Below are 20,455 nucleotides of genomic sequence, written 5' to 3'. Positions count from 1 at the left end.
CAACCACCCCCCACGAACCCCGCCGGAACTACCCCACAGACGAGTAAGCCACAACCCCCCGCAACAGCCCATCAACAGCCTTACGCGCACTCTTCGCCACCGTCGAGCCCTCCGCAGGAGAAGCCGCCGAGATCTGCCCGAGCACATCAATGACCTGCTTGCACCACCGCACGAAGTCACCGGCCGGCATCTCCGCCTCGCGCAGCACCTCGTCCAGCCCGCTGCCGGAAGCCCACATGTACGCGGCCCAGGCGAACCCGAGGTCCGGCTCGCGCTGGCCGACCCCCTCGGTCTGGGTGATGCGGAACTCCTCCTCCAACCCGTCGAGGCGCCCCCAGATGCGGACCATCTCGCCGAGCGCCGCCTTCGCCTTGCCCGACGGCAGCTTCGGCGCCAGCGCATCGTCGCCGACCCGGGCCTCGTACACCAGCGCCGAGACACACCCGGCGAGTTCGGCGGGTCCGAGACCCTCCCAGACGCCGGCGCGCAGACACTCACTGGCGAGCAGGTCGAGCTCGCCATACAGCCGGGCCAGCCGCTTGCCGTGCTCGGTGACCTCGTCGCCGCGCAGGTAGTCGAGCTCCGTCAGCAGCGCGACGATCCGGTCGAAGGTCCGCGCGATCGTGTTCGTACGGCCCTCGATGCGGCGCTCCAGCTGGGCCGTGTCGCGCCTGAGGCGGTGGTAGCGCTCGGCCCAGCGGGCGTGGTCCTCGCGGTCGCTGCACCCGTGGCAGGGGTGGGCGCGCAGCTCGGTGCGCAGCCGGGCGATCTCGCGGTCGTCGGCAGCCGCGGACCGCTTCTTGCGGTGCCGGTCGGGGACGAGGTGCCCGGCCTTGGTGCGCAGCGCGGAGGCCAGGTCCCGGCGCGACTGCGGTGAGCGCGGGTTGAAGGACTTGGGGATCCGCATCCGCTCCAGGGCCTCGACGGGCACCGGGAAGTCCATGGACGCCAGCCTCTTGACCTGCCGCTCGGCGGTGAGGACGAGAGGGCGCGGCCCGTCGTGGTACTCGAAGCCGCGGTGGCCGTTGGAGCGGCCGGCGGGCAGGCCCGGGTCCAGCACCAGCGCGAGGCCCGCGTACTTGCCGGTGGGGACGTGGATGACATCGCCCGGCTTCAGCTTCTCCAGCGCCACAGCCGCCTCGGCGCGCCGCTGGGCCGCACCCTGCTTGGCCAGCTCGGTCTCGCGGTCCTTGAGGTCTCGGCGCATCCGCGCGTACTCCTCGAAGTCGCCGAGGTGGCAGGTCATGGACTCCTTGTAGCCCTCCAGGCCCTCCTCGTTGCGCTGGACCTGGCGGGAGATCCCGACGACCGATCTGTCGGCCTGGAACTGGGCGAAGGACGTCTCCAGCAGCTCACGGGAGCGGTGCCGGCCGAACTGCTCGACCAGGTTCACCGCCATGTTGTACGAGGGCCTGAAGCTGGACCGCAGCGGGTACGTGCGTGTACCGGCGAGTCCGGCCAGGTGGTCGGGGTTCATACCGCGCTGCCAGAGCACGACCGCGTGGCCCTCGATGTCGATGCCGCGGCGTCCCGCACGCCCCGTCAACTGGGTGTACTCGCCGGGTGTGATGTCGGCGTGCTGCTCGCCGTTCCACTTGACGAGCTTCTCCAACACCACCGAGCGCGCGGGCATGTTGATGCCGAGCGCGAGGGTCTCGGTCGCGAACACGGCCTTGACCAAGCCGCGCACGAAGAGCTCCTCGACGACCTCCTTGAACGTCGGCAGCATGCCCGCGTGGTGGGCCGCGATGCCGCGCTCCAGGCCCTCCAGCCACTCGTAGTAGCCGAGGACATGGAGGTCCTCGGCGGGGATCGTCGCCGTGCGCTCCTCGACCAGGGCGCGCACCTTCAGGCGTGCCTCGTCGTCGTTCAGCCTCAGGCCCGCGTACAGGCACTGCTGGACTGCTGCCTCACAGGCCGCGCGGCTGAAGATGAACGTGATGGCGGGCAACAGGCCCTCCGCGTCCAGCCGTTCGATGACCTCGGGCCGACTGGGGATCCAGACCCGCGAGCGCTGTCTGCGCTCCCGCTCGCGGTCGGCCTCGCGCATGGACCGGCCGCGCCTGCGGTCCTGGTACGAGGGCCGGCTGGCCTCCATACGGGCCATACGCGTCAGGTCGGGGTTGACCGCCTTCTTGTTGCCCTCGCCCTCCTCGAAGAGGTCGTACATACGGCGTCCGGCCAGCACGTGCTGGAACAGCGGCACGGGACGGTGCTCGGAGACGATCACCTCGGTGTCGCCGCGCACGGTGTCGAGCCAGTCGCCGAACTCCTCCGCGTTCGACACGGTGGCCGACAGTGACACCAGCGTCACGGACTCGGGGAGGTGGATGATCACTTCCTCCCAGACGGCGCCGCGGAAGCGGTCGGAGAGGTAGTGCACCTCGTCCATGACCACGTAACCGAGGCCGAGGAGGGTCTGTGAGCCCGCGTACAGCATGTTCCGCAGGACCTCGGTGGTCATCACGACCACCGGCGCATCGGAGTTGACGCTGTTGTCGCCGGTGAGCAGGCCGACCTTCTCCGTGCCGTAGCGACGGCACAGGTCGGCGTACTTCTGGTTCGACAGCGCCTTGATGGGCGTCGTGTAGAAGCACTTCTTGCCCTGGTTCAGGGCGAGGTGGACGGCGAACTCGCCGACGATCGTCTTGCCGGAGCCGGTGGGGGCGGCCACCAGCACGCCCTTCCCCGACTCGAGCGCCTGACAGGCCTCGATCTGGAAGGGGTCGAGACCGAAGTCGTACATCTCGCGGAAGGAGGCGAGCGCGGTGGCCTGCTCGACAGCGCGCCTACGGGCTGCCGCATACCGCTCGGCCGGTGAGAGGTCCTCTGTCATCGTGCTTTCGAGACTACCGGCCCCCACTGACAACAGGACGATCATTATCCGGATCGGCCATGGGTGGACACGGGATCCCCGCAGCTCAGCGATCGACGAACGGTCCGACACCCAGGGTCCGGCACCCACGAAGGGTCCCTCACTCCGTATCCGCACCCCATATACGGCCCAACGCGGAAGCGGCCGGCCGCACCGCGTGGGCGCCCCGGCCGCGGCCTGCGGTGGGGTGACGGTGTTCCCGGTGCGTCAGGTCACGTCGTCGTATCCGTTGACCCGGTCCGTACCCGTGCCTTCGGGCAGGGCTCGGCTCGCCGACACGGTCTCGATCTCACCGATGTCCTCGGGCGTGAGGTCGAGCTCGGAGGCCTCGTCGTCGGCGGGACCCATGGCCTCGCGGCGCGACCTACGGCGGTCGTTGAGGAGCGAGACGCCGACGGCACCGAAGTACAGGATCCAGATCGGCCCGGCCAGCGCCATCATGGTCAGCGGGTCGGTGCTGGGCGTGGCGACGGCCGCGAAGACCGTGATGCCCATGATCATGCCGCGCCACCAGCCCATCATGCGCTTACCGGTGATGACGCCGGAGAAGTTGAGCAGGACCAGCAGCAGCGGCAGCTCGAACGAGAGGCCGAAGACGATCACCATGCGCGTGACCAGGTCGAGCAGGTCGTCCAGCGGCAGCAGGTTGTCGACGCCGAAGGGCGTGAACTCGATCAGGACCTTCGCGGTGGTGGGCAGCACCTTGTAGGCGAAGAAGGCGCCGGCGAGGAAGAGCGGGACGCCCGTCCCGACGAACGCGTAGGCGTACTTCCTCTCGTGCTTGTGCAGTCCAGGCGCGACGAACGCCCACAGCTGGAAGAGCCAGATCGGCGACGCGAGGACGACGCCCGCCATCAGGGACACCTTCAGCGCCAGGGTGAAGGGGGTGAGCAGACCGTTGATCGTGATCTGCGCACAGGTCGTGTCCTTGGGCTGCTTCGCCAGTTCCGCGAAGGACTGGGCACAGCCCACCGACTCGAGGATCGGCTTCGTGAAGAAGTTGATGATGTCGTTGTAGAAGAAGGCGGCGACGACCGTGACGGCAACGATGGCCAGCATCGCCTTCGCGAGCCGGTTGCGGAGCTCACGAAGGTGCTCCGCGAGGGGCATCCGCCCCTCTGGATCCTTCTCCTCTTTGCGGGCAGACTTCAGCAACCCACATTCCCATCTCGTGCGGCGGGCCGGTTGTCACCGGCCCTGCGTCAGCGCTTGGTCGTGTCCGTCGGCTCGGTGACCGGGCGGGAGCTGGTCACGTCGCCGGGCGCGGCCTGGATGGTGCGCTGAGCCGGAGTCTCGTCGTGCGGCGGGGCGGACGCGGCGGTGCTGTTGTCCTGGCCCTCCGACTTCATCGCCTTGGCCTCGCTCTTGAGGATGCGCGCGGACTTGCCGAGCGAGCGAGCCATGTCCGGAAGCTTCTTCGCGCCGAACAGCAGGATGATGACGACGAGGATGAGAATGATCTCGGGAGCGCCGAGCCTTCCGAACATAAGTCTTTACCTTCTCACCGAGGCAGCGGGTGTGGGGTGCCGTCCGACCAGTCGGACAAGTGTCCGACGATCGTGCTGGCAGCGATCGTAACGCTCAGGGGTGAACGTCAGGCAATCCCTGTGCGTACTCCCAATCCGCGACCCGCGCCTCGTTCTCCGGGTCGCGCCATGAGCGTACCTGGCCAAGGTGAGAAGGTGACAGGGCGAAGTGGCCCAAAGCACCCAGGACCCGCGACTCACAGCGGACCCCGCCCGGACTCACAGTCCGTCCACAGAGCGGGCCGCGCTCGCGGACGCCCGCTCCAACTCCTCGGCGGCCCGGCTGATACGGCTCGCCGAGTCGCTGACCTGCCTGCCGAGGCGCTGTGCCTCCAGGAAGACCCGGACGGCGAGCACGCCGAGGACGACGAGACCCAGGAACCCCACAGCGATCGCGAGCATCGGCCAGAACATGTCGACGACCCTAGACCGTCGAGTGCAGCCGCAGCGTGCGCACCCCGCCGCCGATGAGGAGCTCGACGACGCGCTCGCCCGCGGGCTTGCGCACGGCCACTCCGCACTGGGGGCAGGTGAACGAGTAGAAGGTGGTCTTGCTGGTGGCGCCGATGGCCAGCCGCAGGTCACGGGCGCCCAGCTCGAAGCTGGCCCTGCAGTCGGGGCAGCCTGCCTTGAACACCACGCCGGCCACCCTCTTCATACCGGCGAAAGCGACCGCCACGGACATCTCCCGCACGTCCTGCACACCGGACGCCGCCGACCCGACCTCAGTGATCAACGACCCGCTCAAAGCCTCTGCTCCCGCCTCTCGTACCGCCGGTCCTGAACTCCGTGGGACGACGCGCCCGAAGCGCCGCCCGGCCCGCCCTGCTCCGGCCGCCGGCCCTCGTCGAACGCCGCGCCCACCCCGCCGTACCCCGGGCGGGCCTCGTCGTACTCGGCCTGCGGCCCGTCATACGCCGCCAGGGCCTCCCGCGCCGCCTGCCGGGCGCTGTCCGCGAGGTCCTGGGGAGAGACGATCCGGCCGTCGCGCCCCAGCCGCAGAGCGAGCCGCCGCAGCGAGGCGGGGTCGGGGGTCCGCAGAGTGATACGCAGACCGCCGTCCGGCAGTTCATCGGCGCTGTCGTGCGGGTAGTACTCGGCGACCCAGCGGCCGCCCGGCCCGACCTCGACGACCACCTCGGGATCCTCCGCCGCCGGCTGCACGAGCGCCTCGGAGAGGTCGCGCAGCTCGATCTCGGGCGGCGCGGACGGCTCGTCGAGGATCTTGATCTCGGCGACCCGGTCGAGCCGGAACGTGCGGCGCGCCTCGGAACGGCGGCACCAGGCCTCGACGTAGGTGTGACCGACGCTGACCAGGCGGATCGGGTCGATCTCCCGCTCGGTGACCTCGTCCCGGGCCGGTGAGTAGTAGCGGATCCACAGGCGGCGGCGCTCGGAGATCGCGCGGTCGACGTCCGCGAAGACGCCGCCCTCCGACTCGAACGTCACCGACAGCCGGGAGCTGGCTCCGGCCACCTCCCCCGCGGCTCCCTCCACCTTGGCGGTGGCCCGCAGCAGCGCCTGCCGGTCACCCTCGCGCAGACCGGGCAGGGTGGACACGGCCCGGGCCGCCACGAGCAGGGCCGTGGCCTCGTCGGCGGCCAGCCGGAGCGGCTCGGCCGCCTCCGCCCCGAGGGCGGCGGGGTTGTGCCACCAGATCCGGTCACCGTCGGTGTCGATGTCGAGCAGGTCCCCACCACGGAAACTGGTGCCGCACAAGGGCAGCACGTCCAGGTCGGAGATCAGCTCGTCCTCGGTGATGCCGAAGGCGCGGGCGACGTCCTCGACGCGGGCACCGGGACGCTCCTTGAGATACGTCACCAGGGAGAGCATCCGCCGGGTCTGGTCGATGGCGTTCGTCGGCCTGGCCGGTTTTCCCACCACTTTCTTACGTCCCCCTCAGCCCTTGGCCACGGCGCGCAGCCGGTCCACCACGTCGGCCCGCAGCTCGGCCGGATCCAGGACCACCACGTCGGGCCCGAACTCCACCAGCCAGGCGTCCAGACCGTGCCCGTACGGAATCTCCAACTCGTCCCAGCCGTTGCCGAGTTCCCGTACCGAGGTGGCTTTCGCCCGCAAGGGGTAACCGGCGCCCGTACGCAGACGGATCCGCGCGGAGCGGTCGGCGGTCTCACCGGCCCAGCTCGCCACGGTCTCCCGTACGGTGACCACGTCAGGGACGTCGGCGGTGAAGGTGCCGCTGCGGCTGCGCACCTTCCCCGTGATGCGCGAGAGCCGGAAGACCCGCTCGGCCCCGCGGTCACGATCCCAGCCGGCCAGGTACCAGTGGCCGCGCCAGCACTCCAGCGCCCACGGCTCCACGGTGCGCGGCTCGGGGCGGGCGGCGGTGGCCTTGCGGTACTCGAAGACGACCGGGCGACGGTCGCGGCAGGCGAGCATCAGCGGCTCGAAGGCGGCCTCGTGCACGGGGATACGGGGCTCAAGGGCGCCGTGGGCCCCGTACGGGTCGACGTCCTCGGGGAGGCCGGCCGCGCGCAGTTTCTGCAGGGCGCCGCTGGCCGCGCCCGCGAGGCGGGCCTGCTGCCACACCTTGGCGGCAAGGCCGAGAGCGGCGGCCTCCTCGGCGTCGAGGGTGATGGGCGGGAGGCGGTTGCTGTCGCGGCGGGCCAGATAGCCGACCTCACCGTCGAGGTTCTCCACCGTCTCGATGACCAGGCCGAGTTCGCGCAGATCGTCCTTGTCGCGCTCGAACATCCGGTTGAAGGAGTCGTCGGACCCGGCTTCCAGATAGGCCTCGATGGAGTGGCGCAGTTCGCGCTTACTCAGGGGCCGCCGCGTCCCCAGCAGACACAGCGCCAGGTTCATCAGCCGCTCTGCCTTGGCAATGGCCATCGACGCTCTACGTCCTCTCGGTTGGCCCTTCTGCCTGATGACCGTACCGCCCCGGAGTACCCCGGCAAAAGCGGAGGGCCCATGCCCGCACAGGCATGGGCCCAGATGATCGGGACCGGTCGGGTCCCGATCACACGGCGTACGACGACCGCGTCGTACGGCGATCACATCGCGCCGCACGATCACGCGCCGACGGAACCGCTCAGACCGCGACCAGGTCGCAGACGAAGATCAGCGTCTCGCCGGGGGCGATACGGCCGCCACCGGCACCACGGTCGCCGTAGGCGAGGTGGGCGGGAATGGTCAGCTGGCGGCGCCCGCCGACCTTCATGCCCTGCACACCCTGGTCCCAGCCCGCGATGACCTGGCCGGCACCGAGCTGGAACTGCAGCGGCGTACCCCGGTTCCAGGACGCGTCGAACTCCTCGCCGGTGGAGAAGGCCACGCCCACGTAGTGGACGGAGACGGTGGCGCCCGCCTTGGCGACCGGCCCGTCACCCTCCCAGATGTCCTTGATCTCAAGGTCCTTCGGGGGCTCGCCGCCCGGGAAGTCGATCTCGGGCTTGTCGATGCTCACTTCATCACTCCTTGTTGCGTGACCTGCGACGGGAACAGTCTCACAGACGGCTCGGTCAGACGGCGCCCAGGATGTCCACCACGAAGACCAGCGTGTTCTTGGCCAGCTCACTGCTGGGGCTCGCGCCGTAGCCGAGGGAGGGCGGAATCACCAGCAGCACCCGGTCGCCCACGTTCTTGCCGACGAGGCCCTTGTCCCAGCCCTGCACCACGGAGCCGGTGCCGATCTGGAAGGCGGTGGCGCCACCGTGGTCCCAGGAGGAGTCGAACTTCTTGCCGTCCTCCCACTTGACCCCGGTGTACTGGGCGACGAGCCCCTGACCGGCTTCGACCTTCTTGCCGCTGCCCTTGATCAGCACCTGCTGCTTGAGGTCCTTGGGGGCCTTGGTGCCCTTGGGGACGGTGATGGTCGCCGCCTTCTGCGACGGGGCCTTCACCTCGGGCATCCCCGCCTCGGAGGCCGCCTGCTCACCCTTGGCCTCGGCCTTGGCGTCCACCGCCGCGGCACCCACCGGGTCGACCACCCAGATCAGCACGTCCTTCGCGGCGATACCGGAGGAGGGGTTCAGGTTCTGGCCGAGCAGATCACTCGCGGTGCCCTGCACGAGGATCCGGCTGCCCGACTTCTTGCCCTTCACAGCCTCGATGACCTTGTCGGGCAGCTGCTGGCTCGGCTTGCCGATCTGCTCGACGGACTGCGGTCGGGACGTCTTGCCCCCCGCGGCAGCCGCTGCCCAGGTGCCACCGAGTTCCTTGTCACCGCCCCACTTCTGGACGGTCCAGTCCAGCCGGACGAAGTCGGAAGCCTTGATCACGCTTCCGCTGCCCTCCGAGACCGTCTCGGTCACGGTCTTCTTGGACGGCTTGCCATCCTTGGGAACGGAGATCTCGGGCTTCTCGCCGGCCTTCCCCTTGACCTGGGCGACGCCTTCAGCCGCATCGCCGTTGTTCCCGTCGTCCGATCCGCACGCGGCGGTGAACAACAGGGCGGGGACGGCCAGCAGCGCTGCGACGCGTCGTTTCGTGTTGTAGTTCATCAGTCCAACTGGGCTCGGGGGCGTGGCAATGGCCGCCACTCTACGTCGTACGCGCTTCCGGGACGGATCAACTCAAGACACGCCGCCGCCCGGGCACAGAGAAACGTCCGTTGCCCGGAGGTGTTCGCACCTCCGGGCAACGGACGTCCTGCACGGTCCGGCGCCGGACCGGCCACACCGGCTCACATTCCGGCGATCAGTTTCTCCACCCGGTCGTCCACGGAACGGAACGGGTCCTTGCACAGCACGGTGCGCTGAGCCTGGTCATTGAGCTTGAGATGCACCCAGTCGACGGTGAAGTCGCGGCGCTGCTCCTGGGCGCGCCGGATGAAGTCACCGCGGAGCCGGGCACGAGTGGTCTGCGGCGGAACGGACTTGCCCTCGAAGATCTTCAGATCATTGCAGATCCGAGTGGCCTGCCCCTTCTTCTCCAGGAGGTAGTACAACCCCCGACGGCGGTGGATGTCGTGGTAGGCGAGGTCTATCTGGGCGACCCGCGGATGCGACATGGTCATGTTGTGCTTGGCCCGGTACCGCTCGATGAGCTTGTACTTCATGACCCAGTCGATCTCGGTGCCGATCCGGTCGAGATCCTCGGACTCGATGGAGTCCAGCGTGCGGCCCCACAGCTCCAGGACCTGCTCGACGGTGCCGGTACGAATGCCGCGGCGCTCACAGAAGTCCACGGCCTTCTCGTAGTACTCGCGCTGCACCTCCAGGGCGGAGGCCTCGCGGCCACTGGCCAGACGCACCTTGCGACGGCCGGTGATGTCGTGGCTGACCTCGCGGATCGCCCGGATCGGGTTCTCCAGGGTGAGGTCACGCATGACCGTGCCCGCCTCGATCATGCGCAGCACCAGGTCGGTGGCGCCGACCTTGAGGAGCATGGTCGTCTCGGACATGTTCGAGTCGCCCACGATCACATGCAGACGGCGGTAGCGCTCGGCGTCCGCGTGCGGCTCGTCGCGCGTGTTGATGATCGGCCGGGAACGGGTCGTCGCCGAGGAAACGCCCTCCCAGATGTGCTCGGCACGCTGACTGACGCAGTACACGGCGCCGCGCGGAGTCTGCAGCACCTTGCCCGCCCCACACAGCAACTGCCGAGTGACGAGGAACGGAATGAGAATGTCCGCGAGCCGGGAGAACTCCCCGTGCCGGGCCACCAGATAGTTCTCGTGGCAGCCGTAGGAGTTGCCCGCCGAGTCGGTGTTGTTCTTGAAGAGATAGACGTCGCCCGCGATTCCCTCCTCGTGCAGGCGGCGTTCGGCGTCGACCAGCAGTCCTTCGAGAATGCGCTCGCCGGCCTTGTCGTGAGTGACCAGTTCGGTCACGTTGTCACATTCGGGTGTCGCGTATTCCGGATGTGAGCCCACGTCGAGATAGAGGCGGGCCCCGTTCCGCAGAAACACATTGCTGCTGCGGCCCCATGACACGACACGGCGGAAGAGGTACCGCGCCACCTCGTCAGGAGACAGACGGCGCTGTCCCCTGAACGTGCACGTGACGCCGTACTCGTTCTCCAGCCCGAAAATGCGGCGGTCCATGACTGAACATTACGCCCGATCCCCTGAGCTGAAACGGGGTTCGGCGGCACGGTTTGGATCATTTTCCAATGAGACCGCAACCACCGCACCCTCCCGAGGAGCTGCGAGGACCCGCCCCGTGACCAGCAGGACCAGCAGGGAGACACCCCCCGCGGCACCCGGCACGACGAAGCCCCACAAGGCCCCGCCCGCCTCGACGACGGGCCCCGCGAGCCCCGTGCCCACCGACATGCCCACCGTGAACGTCGTCACAAGCCAGGAGAACGCCTCGGTGACGGTACCGCTCGGCGCGTGCCGGTCCACGAGGACGAAGGCACAGGCGATGGCAGGGGCGAGGAACACGCCGGCGAGCGCCGTGAGCGCCGTCATGGCGACCGGGCCGGGCATGAGCACCAGCGGCAGGTAACAGACCGCCAGAAAGGCCACCAGCACCCGCAGTCGGCGCTCCGGCACACCGGCCCACTGGCGCGCCCCGTACACCGTGCCACCCACGAGCGCACCGAGCCCCAGCCCCGCCATCAGCCAGCCGTACACCGCGTCGCCGCCGTGGGCATCCGCGTAACTGACGGCGGCAACCGTGATGGAGCCCAGCGCGATACCGACGAACAAGAACGCCGACAGCATCACCAACAGCCCCGGCGAACGCAGCGCGCCGAGCCAGTGGGCCTCACGCGGCGCCGACCGCCACGCGCGCGAGGGCGGCGACACGACGACCGAGAGGGCACCCAGGACGCCGATGACATTCAGCAGGACGAGTGCGGTCCGGGCGGACCACAACGACACGCTGAGCGTCACGAGCAGCGGCCCGAGGGTGAACATGACCTCCTGAGCCACCGCGTCCATCGCGTACGCCCGGTGGACCTGGTCCTCCCTACGGAGGACAGAGGGCCACAGCGCCCGCAGACCGCCCTCCAGAGGAGGCGTGAAAAGCCCGGCGACCGTCACGGAGACATAGGCCGGTGCGAGTGGTTCGAGGCCCGTGAAGGCGAAGGCTGCCATCCCGAGGGCCGAGACGATCGCGGCCGGCAACTGGACACGGGGCTGCCCGTGGAGGTCCACGAGGCGGCCGAGCACCGGCTGCCCCACGGCGTTGGCAACGCCGTACACGGCGACCAGGGCCCCCGCGAGGCTGTACGTACCGCCCTCCGCCCGCACGAAGAGCACGACGGCTATCGCGGCCGTGATGTTCGGCAGCCGGCCCACGAGCGTGCCGGTCAGCAGACGCGCGGCGTGCCGTGCCCTGAGGATCTCCAGGTATCCGGCGGCCATGTACCCACCCTTCTCGTCAATGACGTGTTACGTATAACGTCGCTCGCCATACGTACCATGTGCGCTGTCCACGAGTCCAGACGACGAGTCCGAACGACGGATCCAGACGAAGGAGCAGCGCACGGTGGCACGAGGCAGTACCCGCCCGACAAGCCGTGACGTCGCCCAGGCCGCCGGGGTGTCCCAGGCCGCGGTCTCCCTCGTCCTCGGCGACAAATGGCGCGGACGAGTGTCCGAGACCACGGCGGAACGCGTCCGCCAAGCCGCGCGCGAGCTGGACTACCGGCCGAACCTCGCCGCCCGCAACCTCCGGCTCGGCCACACACGCACCGTGCTGCTCGTGGTCCCCGCCCTGACGACGGAGTTCTTCGGGGGCGTCTACACAGGAGCGGCCCGAGTCGCCGCGCAGCACGGCTTCGGCGTGGTGCTGTACCCGTCCCCGGCGGGCATCGGACCGGCCCGGGACCCGTTCGCCTCCGCACAGGCAGCCCTGGACGGCGTGATCGCCTCCTCGATGGCCGCCGACGCCCTCACTGACATCCGGGGCGACCAACTGCCCCTCGTGATGCTCGACAGCAACCCGGAGGGCAGCCTCGGCGCGGCAACGGTCAACCTCGACATCGCGGACGGCGTACGCCAGGTCACGGACCACCTACTGAGCCTGGGCCACCGCCACATCCTGCACCTCGCGGCCGACATCGCCTCCTGGACCTTCGAGGTACGGGCCCGTGAACTCGCCACGCGGCTGTCCGCCCTGCCGGGCACACTGCTCCGTACGGCCCACACGCCGATCTCCATCGAGGACGCCGTCACAGCCGCCGAAACCGCCCTCTCCGCTCCGGGACCGCGCCCGACCGCCCTCGTCTGCGACGACGACAAACTGGCCGCCGGGGCATACAAAGCGGCACGCCGCCTCGGCCTGCGCATCCCCGAGGACCTCTCCGTCACGGGCCTGGACGACCTCGCCCTGGCCCAGGCCCTCGACCCCGAACTGACGACGGTCCGCCTGGACGCGGAACTCTTCGGAGAACGGGGCATGCACGCCCTCCTGGCGGTCCTGGAGGGCCGCACACCGGAGGGTGGGGACATTCCGGTGGAACTGGTGGTGCGGGGCTCCACGGCCCCTCCAGGGGGGTGACGCGGCCACAGCTCCCCCAACGCCGCGCGCCCCGGCCTGGTCGGCCGGGGCGTGCTGTCGGGCGGTGGAGTATTCGTGAACTACTTCTCCTCGTCGGAGTCCTCGGTGTCCTCGGCCTCCGCGGCCGTCTCCGCGCCATCGGCCTCCAGCAGACGGGCCAGCTGGCGGCCCACGACGCGCTTGAACTTGCGCTGCTGCGGGCGGGTCCGATCGAGGACCGCGACCTCCAGGCGCTCGGCGGGAATCTCCCGCTCACTGCCGTTCGTGTCACGGGACAGGGCATGGACGGCCAGCTTCAGCGCCTCGGAGAGCGACATCCCGTCCTGGTGGTGCTGGTCGAGATACCCGCTGATCTGCTCCGCATTGCCCCCGACCGCGACCGAGCCGTGCTCGTCCACGATCGAACCGTCGTGCGGGAGACGGTAGAGCTGGTCACCCTCCGGGGTCTCCCCCACCTCGGCGACCACAAGCTCCACCTCGTACGGCTTCTCGGCCGCGGAGGAGAAGATCGTGCCCAGGGTCTGTGCGTAGACGTTGGCCAGGCCACGAGCCGTCACGTCATCGCGGTCGTAGGTATAACCCCGCAGATCGGCGTAACGGACACCACCGATCCGAAGGTTCTCGTACTCGTTGTACTTGCCGGCGGCCGCGAAACCGATCCGGTCATAGATCTCGCTGAACTTGTGCAGCGCACGGGACGGGTTCTCGCCGACGAACACGATGCCGTCGGCATACTGCAGCACGACCAGGCTGCGACCACGGGCAATGCCCTTGCGGGCGTACTCCGCCCGGTCGGCCATCTGCTGCTGGGGTGAGACATAGAACGGCGTCGACACCGGTTATCCGTCCCTTTCTGTGGAAGTCACTGGATCACCTCGGTAAGAAACGGCCGCCGTCTACAGCAGCGCGGCCCGCGGGCCGTCGGGCTGCTCCAGACGCCGCTCCAGGATCGAGCGGGCGATCCCGGAGGACTCCTCCTCGGTGAGCCGGCGGAAGCCGTCCTCGGTGATCACGGTGACGATCGGATAGATCCGGCGGGCGACATCGGGACCACCCGTCGCCGAGTCGTCGTCGGCCGCGTCGTACAGGGCCTGGACCACCAGCGTCGTGGCCTCTTCCTCGCTCAGGTCCTCACGGAAGAGCTTCTTCATGGCACCACGCGCGAAGATCGAGCCGGATCCCGTGGCCGCGAAGTTCGTCTCCTCGGAACGGCCGCCCGTCACGTCGTACGAGAAGATCCGCCCCTTGTCGCGGTCGACGTCGTACCCGGCGAAGAGCGGAACCACGGCGAGACCCTGCATGGCCATGCCGAGGTTGGAACGGATCATGGTCGAAAGGCGGTTCGCCTTGCCCTCCAGCGACAGCTGGGCGCCCTCGACCTTCTCGAAGTGCTCCAGCTCCAGCTGGAAGAGCTTGACCATCTCGACGGCCAGGCCCGCCGTACCGGCGATACCCACCGCCGAGTACTCGTCGGCCGGGAACACCTTCTCGATGTCACGCTGCGCGATGACGTTGCCCATCGTGGCCCGGCGGTCACCGGCCAGCACCACACCGCCCGGGAACGTGATGGCCACGATCGTCGTGCCGTGCGGGGCCTCGATCACGCCCTGGGTGGGCGGCAGCTGCCGGTTGCCGGGCAGGATCTCCGGCTGGTGCTCGGACAGGAAGTCCATGAAGGAGGACGACCCAGGCGTCAGGAAGGCAGCTGGTAGACGCCCGGTGCTACGAGTGTTGGCTTCCACGCGTTTCCTTCCACGTAAGTCGCAGCCCGCCTTATCACGTCGGGCCGATCCTTGAACTGCCCCAGTGCCGCGTTGCAGCTGAAGCACAGTACGCCACGGACCCTACCCGTCTCGTGGCAGTGATCCACATGCTCGGCCGGAGCAGCAAGACAGATGCAACAGATGCCTCGCTGCTCTGCGATCATCGCGTCCAACTCGGCTGGAGTGAGGCCGTACTTACGGCGAAGGTGGTCAGCTGGACCAGCAGCCGCCTTGCACGCCTTACATCGGCTCGCCAGCCCATCCGGAGCGCTGCTCTTGCGATGCCACTCGCTGTGGGGCTTCACCTCGTCGCAGCCACGACAATGCTTGTGCCCGAGCGGGACGAGCAACTTCTCGCGAACCGTCCGCCCTTTCGCCTCCTGGCGCTGCCGGTAGTACTCGGCAGAGCACTCCCGGCAGTACGCCTGAAGGCCACCGCGCATGGACTTGTTGCTAGCGAATGCCGCCTGCGGCTTTTTCTGTTGGCACCGCGAGCACTTCTTGCCGTCGTTCACGTATGTGGATTACTGTCCACCCTTTTGAACGAAGCTTCGAACGAAATCCTCGGCGTTCTCCTCCAAGACGTCGTCGATCTCGTCCAGAACCGAGTCCACGTCCTCGCTCAGCTTCTCCTGGCGCTCCTTGAGGTCCTCCGAGGCCTCTGCCTCGGGTGCCTGCTCCTCGACCTCCTCGGTGGAACGCGTGGCCTTCTGCTGTCCGCCGCCGGTGTCCTTGGTCGCCATAACCCTCACCCCGCTCAGTTCGCCCGACATGGTCGGCATCGCTGCCGATCGGTCTTGATCAGACCCTACAAGCCGGGTCTGACATTGGCCCCGCTGTTGCTACAACGTCCGGGGACCACCTCGATGATTCCCGGACGTCGCCCTTTCCACCCTGCCCGGCCGTCCCTGCCCACAGGCACGATCAGCCGCCCGACAACACCCTGACCAGGTCTTCTGCCGTGCGGCAGCGGTCCAGGAGCTCCTTGACGTGATTACGCGTTCCGCGAAGCGGTTCCAGGGTTGGAACCCGCTGGAGGGAGTCCCGGCCGGGCAGGTCGAAGATCACCGAGTCCCAGGAGGCCGCCGCGACGTCGTCGGCGTACTGCTCCAGGCAGCGGCCGCGGAAGTACGCGCGTGTGTCCTCGGGTGGCGTCGTACGGGCCTGCTCCACCTTCTCCTCGTCCAGGAGACGCTTGATCTTGCCTCGGGCCACAAGTCGGTTGTAGAGGCCCTTCTCGGCGCGTACGTCGGCGTACTGGAGGTCGATCAGGTGCAGCCGGGCCGCGTCCCAGTCGAGGCTGTCGCGGCGCCGGTAGCCCTCCATCAGCTCGCGCTTGGCGACCCAGTCGAGCTCTCCGGAGAGGCTCATGGGGTCGTTCTCCAGCCGGGTGAGCGTGTCCTCCCAACGGGTGAGGACGTCCCTGGTCTGGTCGTCGGCGTCGGCCCCGAACCGCTCCTCCACGTACTTGCGGGACAGCTCGTAGTACTCCATCTGGAGTTGTACGGCCGTCAGGGTGCGGCCGCTGCGGAGCGTGACGAGGCGCTTCAGTGTGGGGTCGTGCGAGACCTGGTGGAGGGTGCGGACCGGCTGGTCGACGGCCAGGTCGACGGCGATGAAGCCGTCCTCGATCATGGAGAGGACCAGCGCCGTGGTGCCGAGCTTCAGGTAGGTCGAGATCTCGGCGAGGTTCGCGTCGCCGATGATCACGTGCAGGCGGCGGTACTTCTCCGCGTCCGCGTGCGGTTCGTCGCGCGTGTTGATGATCGGACGCTTGAGCGTCGTCTCCAGGCCCACCTCGACCTCGAAGTAGTCCGCCCGCTGGCTGAGCTGGAAGCCGTGTTCGTGCCCGTCCTGACCGATGCCGACGCGGCCCGCTCCGGCGAAGACCTGTCGGGAGACGAAGAACGGCGTCAGATGGCGCACGATGTCCGAGAAGGGGGTCTCCCGCTTCATCAGGTAGTTCTCGTGCGTGCCGTAGGAGGCGCCCTTGTTGTCGGTGTTGTTCTTGTAGAGGTGGATCGGCTGGGCGCCGGGGAGCTGGGCCGCTCGTTCCGCGGCCTCCGCCATGATCCGCTCGCCGGCCTTGTCCCACAGGACGGCGTCCCGCGGGTTGGTGACCTCGGGAGCGCTGTACTCGGGGTGTGCGTGGTCGACGTACAGCCGTGCGCCGTTCGTGAGGATCACGTTGGCCAGGCCGATGTCCTCGTCGGTGAGCTGGCTGGCGTCGGCGGCCTCGCGGGCGAGGTCGAAGCCTCGCGCGTCCCGTAGCGGGTTTTCCTCCTCGAAGTCCCAGCGAGCCCGGCGGGCCCGGTGCATCGCCGCGGCGTAGGCGTTGACGATCTGGGACGAGGTGAGCATGGCATTGGCGTTGGGGTGGCCGGGGACGGAGATGCCGTACTCCGTCTCGATGCCCATTACTCGCCGTACGGTCATGCGGCCCTCCTTGCCAGGCGGCGCCCTCGGTCGGGGGCGCCGCTCAAGTACCGCTGGCGCTCCGGTGCGTGTGCGGTGCCCGTCCCCGCACTGCGCGACTCGGCGGTACGAAAGAGCCTAGAACGCCTTTGCGCTGGCGGGGAGATCATTTGCGTCATTGCCTTGCTCCAGCCGTGCCCTGAAAACAGTCGGCTGCGGGTACCCACGACGGGCACCCGCAGCCGCCCTGCCCGTTACAGGTACTGTCCGGTGTTCGCCACCGTGTCGATGGAGCGTCCGGTGTCGGCACCCTGCTTTCCGGTGATCAGCGTACGGATGTAGACGATCCGTTCGCCCTTCTTTCCGGAGATCCGGGCCCAGTCGTCCGGGTTGGTCGTGTTGGGCAGGTCTTCATTCTCCTTGAACTCGTCCACGCACGCTTGCAGGAGGTGGGAGACCCTCAGACCCTTCTGGTTCTTCTCGAGGAAGTCCTTGATGGCCATCTTCTTGGCGCGGCCGACGATGTTCTCGATCATGGCGCCGGAGTTGAAGTCCTTGAAGTAGAGGACTTCCTTGTCACCGTTGGCGTAGGTGACCTCCAGGAAGCGGTTCTCCTCCGATTCGGCGTACATCTGTTCCACTGCGGTCTGGATCATGCTCTGGACCGTGGTCGTCCTGTCGCCGCTGTGCTCGGCGACGTCGTCGCCGTGCAGCGGGAGGCGCTCGGTGAGGTACTTCCCGAAGATGTCCTTGGCCGCTTCGGCGTCCGGACGCTCGATCTTGATCTTCACGTCGAGGCGGCCGGGGCGCAGGATGGCGGGGTCGATCATGTCCTCGCGGTTCGAGGCGCCGATCACCACCACGTTCTGCAGGCCCTCCACACCGTCGATCTCGGCGAGCAGCTGGGGGACGATCGTGTTCTCGACGTCCGAGCTGACGCCCGAGCCGCGGGTGCGGAAGAGGGATTCCATCTCGTCGAAGAAGACGATGACGGGGGTGCCCTCGCTGGCCTTCTCCCGTGCGCGCTGGAAGACGAGGCGGATCTGCCGCTCGGTCTCGCCGACGTACTTGTTGAGGAGCTCGGGGCCCTTGATGTTGAGGAAGAAGCTCTTGCCGGCGGCCACTCCGGTCACCTCGGCGACCTTTTTGGCGAGTGAGTTCGCCACGGCCTTGGCGATGAGCGTCTTGCCGCATCCGGGGGGGCCGTAGAGGAGGACGCCCTTGGGCGGCCGCAGCTCGTGCTCCTTGAAGAGGTCGGGGTAGAGGTAGGGGAGCTCGACGGCGTCGCGGATCATCTCGATCTGGTTGCCCAGACCACCGATCTGCTCGTAGCCGATGTCGGGCACCTCTTCGAGGACGAGTTCCTCGACCTCGCTCTTCGGTACGACCTCGTAGACGTAGCCGGACCTCGGTTCGAGCAGCAGGGCGTCGCCGGGGCGGATGGTGACGTCCAGCAGCGGCTCGGCGAGCCGTACCACCCGTTCCTCGTCGGTGTGCCCGAGCACGAGGGCGCGCTCGCCGTCCTCGAGGATCTCCTTGAGGGTGACGATGTCTCCGACGCGCTCGAACTTCATGGCCTCGACCACGTTGAGCGCTTCGTTGAGCATCACTTCCTGGCCGCGCCGGAGCTCGTCGAGCTCGACGCTGGGGCTGACGTTCACCCGGAGCTTGCGGCCGCCGGTGAAGATGTCGGCCGTGCCGTCCTCGTTCGCTGTGAGGAAGACACCGAAGCCGGCCGGCGGCTGTGCGAGCCGGTCGACCTCTTCCTTGAGGGCCACGATCTGGTCGCGGGCCTCACGGAGCGTGTTCGCGAGTCGCTCGTTCTGGGCGGACACGCCGGCCAGGTTCGTCTGCAGCTCGACGATCCGCTCTTCGAGAATCCTCGTGTGTCGCGGAGAGTCGGCGAGCTTGCGTCGCAGGACGGCGATCTCCTGCTCAAGGTAGGCAATCTGCCCGGCCGGGTCGTCGGACCCTCGTCCCGGGCGGATGCCGCGGTTCATGTCGTCGTCGTGGGCTGCCACGGTCCTCACCTCCTCCAAGGGGAGCTGGACGCTTCCAGACCCTACCTGGGTGGGTGTCGATTGAAACCCCTAGATCACAAAGACTGTCAAGGTGTGTCCGATCTTCACCCTTGCGCTCTCCCTCACGCCAGGGGAATACCCACCGAACATGATTGGGAAGCGGGCGGAGGTAGGGTCGGAGCGTTCAACACCCGTCAGAGCTGGGCCGACTTGCCTTCATTTCGGTTGGGTCGGCGCAGGAAACGGCAGGAGAGATGACCGTGCAGCAGGAGGCCGGAGCAGCCGGAGAGGCACTCGAGGTCTGGATCGACCAGGACCTGTGCACCGGCGACGGTATCTGCGCCCAGTACGCCCCGGAGGTCTTCGAGCTCGACATCGACGGCCTGGCCTATGTGAAGGGCTCGGACGACGAGTTGCTGCAGGCCCCGGGGGCCACAACACCCGTACCGCTGACGCTTCTCACGGATGTCGTGGACTCCGCCAAGGAGTGTCCCGGCGAGTGCATCCACGTGCGTCGGGTTTCGGACAGGGTCGAGGTCCACGGCCCCGACGCGGAGTGATCTGACGCGCACCCAGCGTCACCCATGTCTGTTTTCTCACATCGCCGGGGCCGCTGAGGAGGCGGTCGGGGAGGCGTTCGTCACACGCCCAGTGCGCCGGAGGGCGTGGAGCGGACGAACGCGCCGTTCTTCCACTGCCACTTGGCGCGGTCGGTCAGGTCGGGGCAGCAACTCGGTACGTCGATCGAGGAGTAGCCGAGGAGGGTGGCCGTCACCGCGCCGTCACGGACGGCGAAGTCCTTGACGGTGAACCGGTCCTTCGGGGCGATCAGGGTGGCGACGACGCGGGGCTCGGTGGCGGAGCCCTGGGTGAGGACGTAGACGCCGTCGGGTGGGGTTCCGGAGCCTGCCTCGCAGTGGACCACGGCGACGGTCTCCGGGACGCCGTCGCCGTCGAGGTCCCCGGATGCCTTCTTCGCCACCACGGCCTTGGTGGGGCCGCACTCGATGGGGAAGTCCACTCCGGTGGGGTCCGGGGCCACCGCCGTGACCGGGGCGGATCGTGTCCGGGCGTCGGCCTGGACCGCCGTCGCCGGATCGGGTTGCAGCAGTGTGGACAGGGCGACGACCGCGGAGAGGGCTGTGGCGGTGGCGACCCAGTGGATCGGGCGGGCGTGCGTGTGTGCCAGTTCCGGGACGGCGGATTGCTGCACGAGAGATGTGTCTCCTGTGAGGGCTGTGCCGGTGGGGTGGACCGCATCGTGCCACACGTCACAGTGCGGCGGAACGGCGGGGTCAGGACTTGTGGTGCGCGTTCACGGAGTTGAGGGGCGCGCGGGAGTTCCGCGCGCCGTGGATGTGTCGCCTTGTCGACTGCCGTATTCGACTGAAACTGGCGTCACGTCAACAGAAGAGCGCCGTGGTCGAGTTCCCGGAAC

At 68.4% G+C, this 20,455-nt stretch carries 20 protein-coding genes; 2 read left to right on the top strand and 18 right to left on the bottom strand.

All coding sequences use genetic code 11. From position 1 onward, the window contains the following. Positions 1–28: 28 nt before the first annotated feature. The 11 genes from FNH08_RS19655 to FNH08_RS19605 form a co-directional block, all read right to left on the bottom strand. A complete protein-coding gene (locus tag FNH08_RS19655; RefSeq protein ID WP_152772796.1) occupies positions 29–2,881 on the bottom strand; it encodes a DEAD/DEAH box helicase in 2,853 nt (950 codons plus the stop codon). 201 nt (positions 2,882–3,082) lie between these two features. Continuing rightward, on the bottom strand, positions 3,083–4,030 hold the full coding sequence (gene tatC, locus FNH08_RS19650; protein ID WP_152772795.1) for a twin-arginine translocase subunit TatC: 948 nt from the start codon (positions 4,028–4,030) through the stop codon (positions 3,083–3,085). A gap of 47 nt (positions 4,031–4,077) precedes the next feature. Then, the gene (gene tatA, locus FNH08_RS19645; protein WP_152772794.1) at positions 4,078–4,362 is read right to left on the bottom strand and encodes a Sec-independent protein translocase subunit TatA; all 285 of its coding nucleotides are present in this window, start codon (positions 4,360–4,362) and stop codon (positions 4,078–4,080) included. A gap of 258 nt (positions 4,363–4,620) precedes the next feature. Then, positions 4,621–4,815: a hypothetical protein gene (locus FNH08_RS19640; RefSeq protein WP_152772793.1), complete on the bottom strand. Its 195-nt coding sequence runs from the start codon at positions 4,813–4,815 to the stop codon at positions 4,621–4,623. A gap of 10 nt (positions 4,816–4,825) precedes the next feature. Continuing rightward, positions 4,826–5,086 (bottom strand): hypothetical protein, encoded by a 261-nt coding sequence (locus FNH08_RS19635; protein ID WP_152772803.1) that lies wholly within the window; start codon positions 5,084–5,086, stop codon positions 4,826–4,828. A gap of 59 nt (positions 5,087–5,145) precedes the next feature. Continuing rightward, positions 5,146–6,285 carry a helix-turn-helix transcriptional regulator gene (locus tag FNH08_RS19630; RefSeq protein ID WP_322724867.1) on the bottom strand — a complete coding sequence of 380 codons (1,140 nt, stop codon included), beginning with the start codon at positions 6,283–6,285 and terminating at the stop codon, positions 5,146–5,148. A 15-nt stretch (positions 6,286–6,300) separates the two neighbouring features. Continuing rightward, the gene (locus FNH08_RS19625; RefSeq protein WP_152772792.1) at positions 6,301–7,254 is read right to left on the bottom strand and encodes a helix-turn-helix transcriptional regulator; all 954 of its coding nucleotides are present in this window, start codon (positions 7,252–7,254) and stop codon (positions 6,301–6,303) included. A gap of 202 nt (positions 7,255–7,456) precedes the next feature. Further along, positions 7,457–7,831 (bottom strand): FKBP-type peptidyl-prolyl cis-trans isomerase, encoded by a 375-nt coding sequence (locus FNH08_RS19620; RefSeq protein ID WP_322724865.1) that lies wholly within the window; start codon positions 7,829–7,831, stop codon positions 7,457–7,459. Positions 7,832–7,886: 55 nt separating this feature from the next. Further along, a complete protein-coding gene (locus FNH08_RS19615) occupies positions 7,887–8,867 on the bottom strand; it encodes an FKBP-type peptidyl-prolyl cis-trans isomerase (protein ID WP_152772791.1) in 981 nt (326 codons plus the stop codon). Positions 8,868–9,049: 182 nt separating this feature from the next. Further along, positions 9,050–10,411, bottom strand: a complete 1,362-nt coding sequence (gene pafA, locus FNH08_RS19610; protein ID WP_037670540.1) for a Pup--protein ligase — start codon at positions 10,409–10,411, stop codon at positions 9,050–9,052. 9 nt (positions 10,412–10,420) lie between these two features. Then, positions 10,421–11,680 carry an MFS transporter gene (locus tag FNH08_RS19605; protein ID WP_152772790.1) on the bottom strand — a complete coding sequence of 420 codons (1,260 nt, stop codon included), beginning with the start codon at positions 11,678–11,680 and terminating at the stop codon, positions 10,421–10,423. A 124-nt stretch (positions 11,681–11,804) separates the two neighbouring features. Between FNH08_RS19605 and FNH08_RS19600 the strand changes: the two genes are divergently transcribed. Further along, the gene (locus FNH08_RS19600) at positions 11,805–12,818 is read left to right on the top strand and encodes a LacI family DNA-binding transcriptional regulator (RefSeq protein WP_322724863.1); all 1,014 of its coding nucleotides are present in this window, start codon (positions 11,805–11,807) and stop codon (positions 12,816–12,818) included. An 80-nt stretch (positions 12,819–12,898) separates the two neighbouring features. On the opposite strand, the gene prcA is transcribed toward FNH08_RS19600, so the two are convergent. From prcA to arc, 6 genes are all read right to left on the bottom strand, one after another. Further along, positions 12,899–13,654, bottom strand: coding sequence for a proteasome subunit alpha (prcA, locus tag FNH08_RS19595; RefSeq protein ID WP_322724862.1), 756 nt, complete (start codon positions 13,652–13,654; stop codon positions 12,899–12,901). 60 nt (positions 13,655–13,714) lie between these two features. Further along, positions 13,715–14,560: a proteasome subunit beta gene (gene prcB, locus FNH08_RS19590; protein ID WP_322724861.1), complete on the bottom strand. Its 846-nt coding sequence runs from the start codon at positions 14,558–14,560 to the stop codon at positions 13,715–13,717. Beyond that, a complete protein-coding gene (locus FNH08_RS19585) occupies positions 14,512–15,024 on the bottom strand; it encodes an endonuclease VII domain-containing protein (protein ID WP_152772800.1) in 513 nt (170 codons plus the stop codon). The genes prcB and FNH08_RS19585 overlap by 49 nt, the downstream gene beginning before the upstream one ends. An 81-nt stretch (positions 15,025–15,105) precedes the next feature. Further along, positions 15,106–15,324 carry a ubiquitin-like protein Pup gene (locus FNH08_RS19580; protein ID WP_152772787.1) on the bottom strand — a complete coding sequence of 73 codons (219 nt, stop codon included), beginning with the start codon at positions 15,322–15,324 and terminating at the stop codon, positions 15,106–15,108. 181 nt (positions 15,325–15,505) lie between these two features. Next, the gene (gene dop, locus FNH08_RS19575) at positions 15,506–17,017 is read right to left on the bottom strand and encodes a depupylase/deamidase Dop (protein ID WP_407704413.1); all 1,512 of its coding nucleotides are present in this window, start codon (positions 17,015–17,017) and stop codon (positions 15,506–15,508) included. 233 nt (positions 17,018–17,250) lie between these two features. Then, on the bottom strand, positions 17,251–19,017 hold the full coding sequence (gene arc, locus FNH08_RS19570; protein WP_322724859.1) for a proteasome ATPase: 1,767 nt from the start codon (positions 19,015–19,017) through the stop codon (positions 17,251–17,253). 254 nt (positions 19,018–19,271) lie between these two features. Between arc and FNH08_RS19560 the strand changes: the two genes are divergently transcribed. After that, the gene (locus tag FNH08_RS19560; protein ID WP_152772785.1) at positions 19,272–19,577 is read left to right on the top strand and encodes a ferredoxin; all 306 of its coding nucleotides are present in this window, start codon (positions 19,272–19,274) and stop codon (positions 19,575–19,577) included. Positions 19,578–19,657: 80 nt separating this feature from the next. On the opposite strand, the gene FNH08_RS19555 is transcribed toward FNH08_RS19560, so the two are convergent. After that, positions 19,658–20,230, bottom strand: a complete 573-nt coding sequence (locus FNH08_RS19555) for a hypothetical protein (RefSeq protein WP_322724857.1) — start codon at positions 20,228–20,230, stop codon at positions 19,658–19,660. Between the last annotated feature and the right edge of the window lie 225 nt (positions 20,231–20,455).

This window comes from Streptomyces spongiae (assembly GCF_009377185.1).
GTDB classification, from domain to species: domain Bacteria; phylum Actinomycetota; class Actinomycetes; order Streptomycetales; family Streptomycetaceae; genus Streptomyces; species Streptomyces spongiae.
This window is presented reverse-complemented; position numbering and strand designations above follow the sequence as displayed.

What these genes read in the sequence shown, in the direction of transcription:
- FNH08_RS19615 (WP_152772791.1), bottom strand. Translation starts at nt 8,867, where the DNA reads ATGAACTACAACACGAAACGACGCGTCGCAGCGCTGCTGGCCGTCCCC.
- FNH08_RS19655 (WP_152772796.1), bottom strand. Translation starts at nt 2,881, where the DNA reads ATGATCGTCCTGTTGTCAGTGGGGGCCGGTAGTCTCGAAAGCACGATG.
- FNH08_RS19640 (WP_152772793.1), bottom strand. Translation starts at nt 4,815, where the DNA reads ATGTTCTGGCCGATGCTCGCGATCGCTGTGGGGTTCCTGGGTCTCGTC.
- pafA (WP_037670540.1), bottom strand. Translation starts at nt 10,411, where the DNA reads ATGGACCGCCGCATTTTCGGGCTGGAGAACGAGTACGGCGTCACGTGC.
- FNH08_RS19635 (WP_152772803.1), bottom strand. Translation starts at nt 5,086, where the DNA reads ATGTCCGTGGCGGTCGCTTTCGCCGGTATGAAGAGGGTGGCCGGCGTG.
- FNH08_RS19625 (WP_152772792.1), bottom strand. Translation starts at nt 7,254, where the DNA reads ATGGCCATTGCCAAGGCAGAGCGGCTGATGAACCTGGCGCTGTGTCTG.
- tatA (WP_152772794.1), bottom strand. Translation starts at nt 4,362, where the DNA reads ATGTTCGGAAGGCTCGGCGCTCCCGAGATCATTCTCATCCTCGTCGTC.
- dop (WP_407704413.1), bottom strand. Translation starts at nt 17,017, where the DNA reads ATGACCGTACGGCGAGTAATGGGCATCGAGACGGAGTACGGCATCTCC.
- FNH08_RS19560 (WP_152772785.1), top strand. Translation starts at nt 19,272, where the DNA reads ATGACCGTGCAGCAGGAGGCCGGAGCAGCCGGAGAGGCACTCGAGGTC.
- FNH08_RS19585 (WP_152772800.1), bottom strand. Translation starts at nt 15,024, where the DNA reads ATGCGCGGTGGCCTTCAGGCGTACTGCCGGGAGTGCTCTGCCGAGTAC.
- FNH08_RS19580 (WP_152772787.1), bottom strand. Translation starts at nt 15,324, where the DNA reads ATGGCGACCAAGGACACCGGCGGCGGACAGCAGAAGGCCACGCGTTCC.
- FNH08_RS19605 (WP_152772790.1), bottom strand. Translation starts at nt 11,680, where the DNA reads ATGGCCGCCGGATACCTGGAGATCCTCAGGGCACGGCACGCCGCGCGT.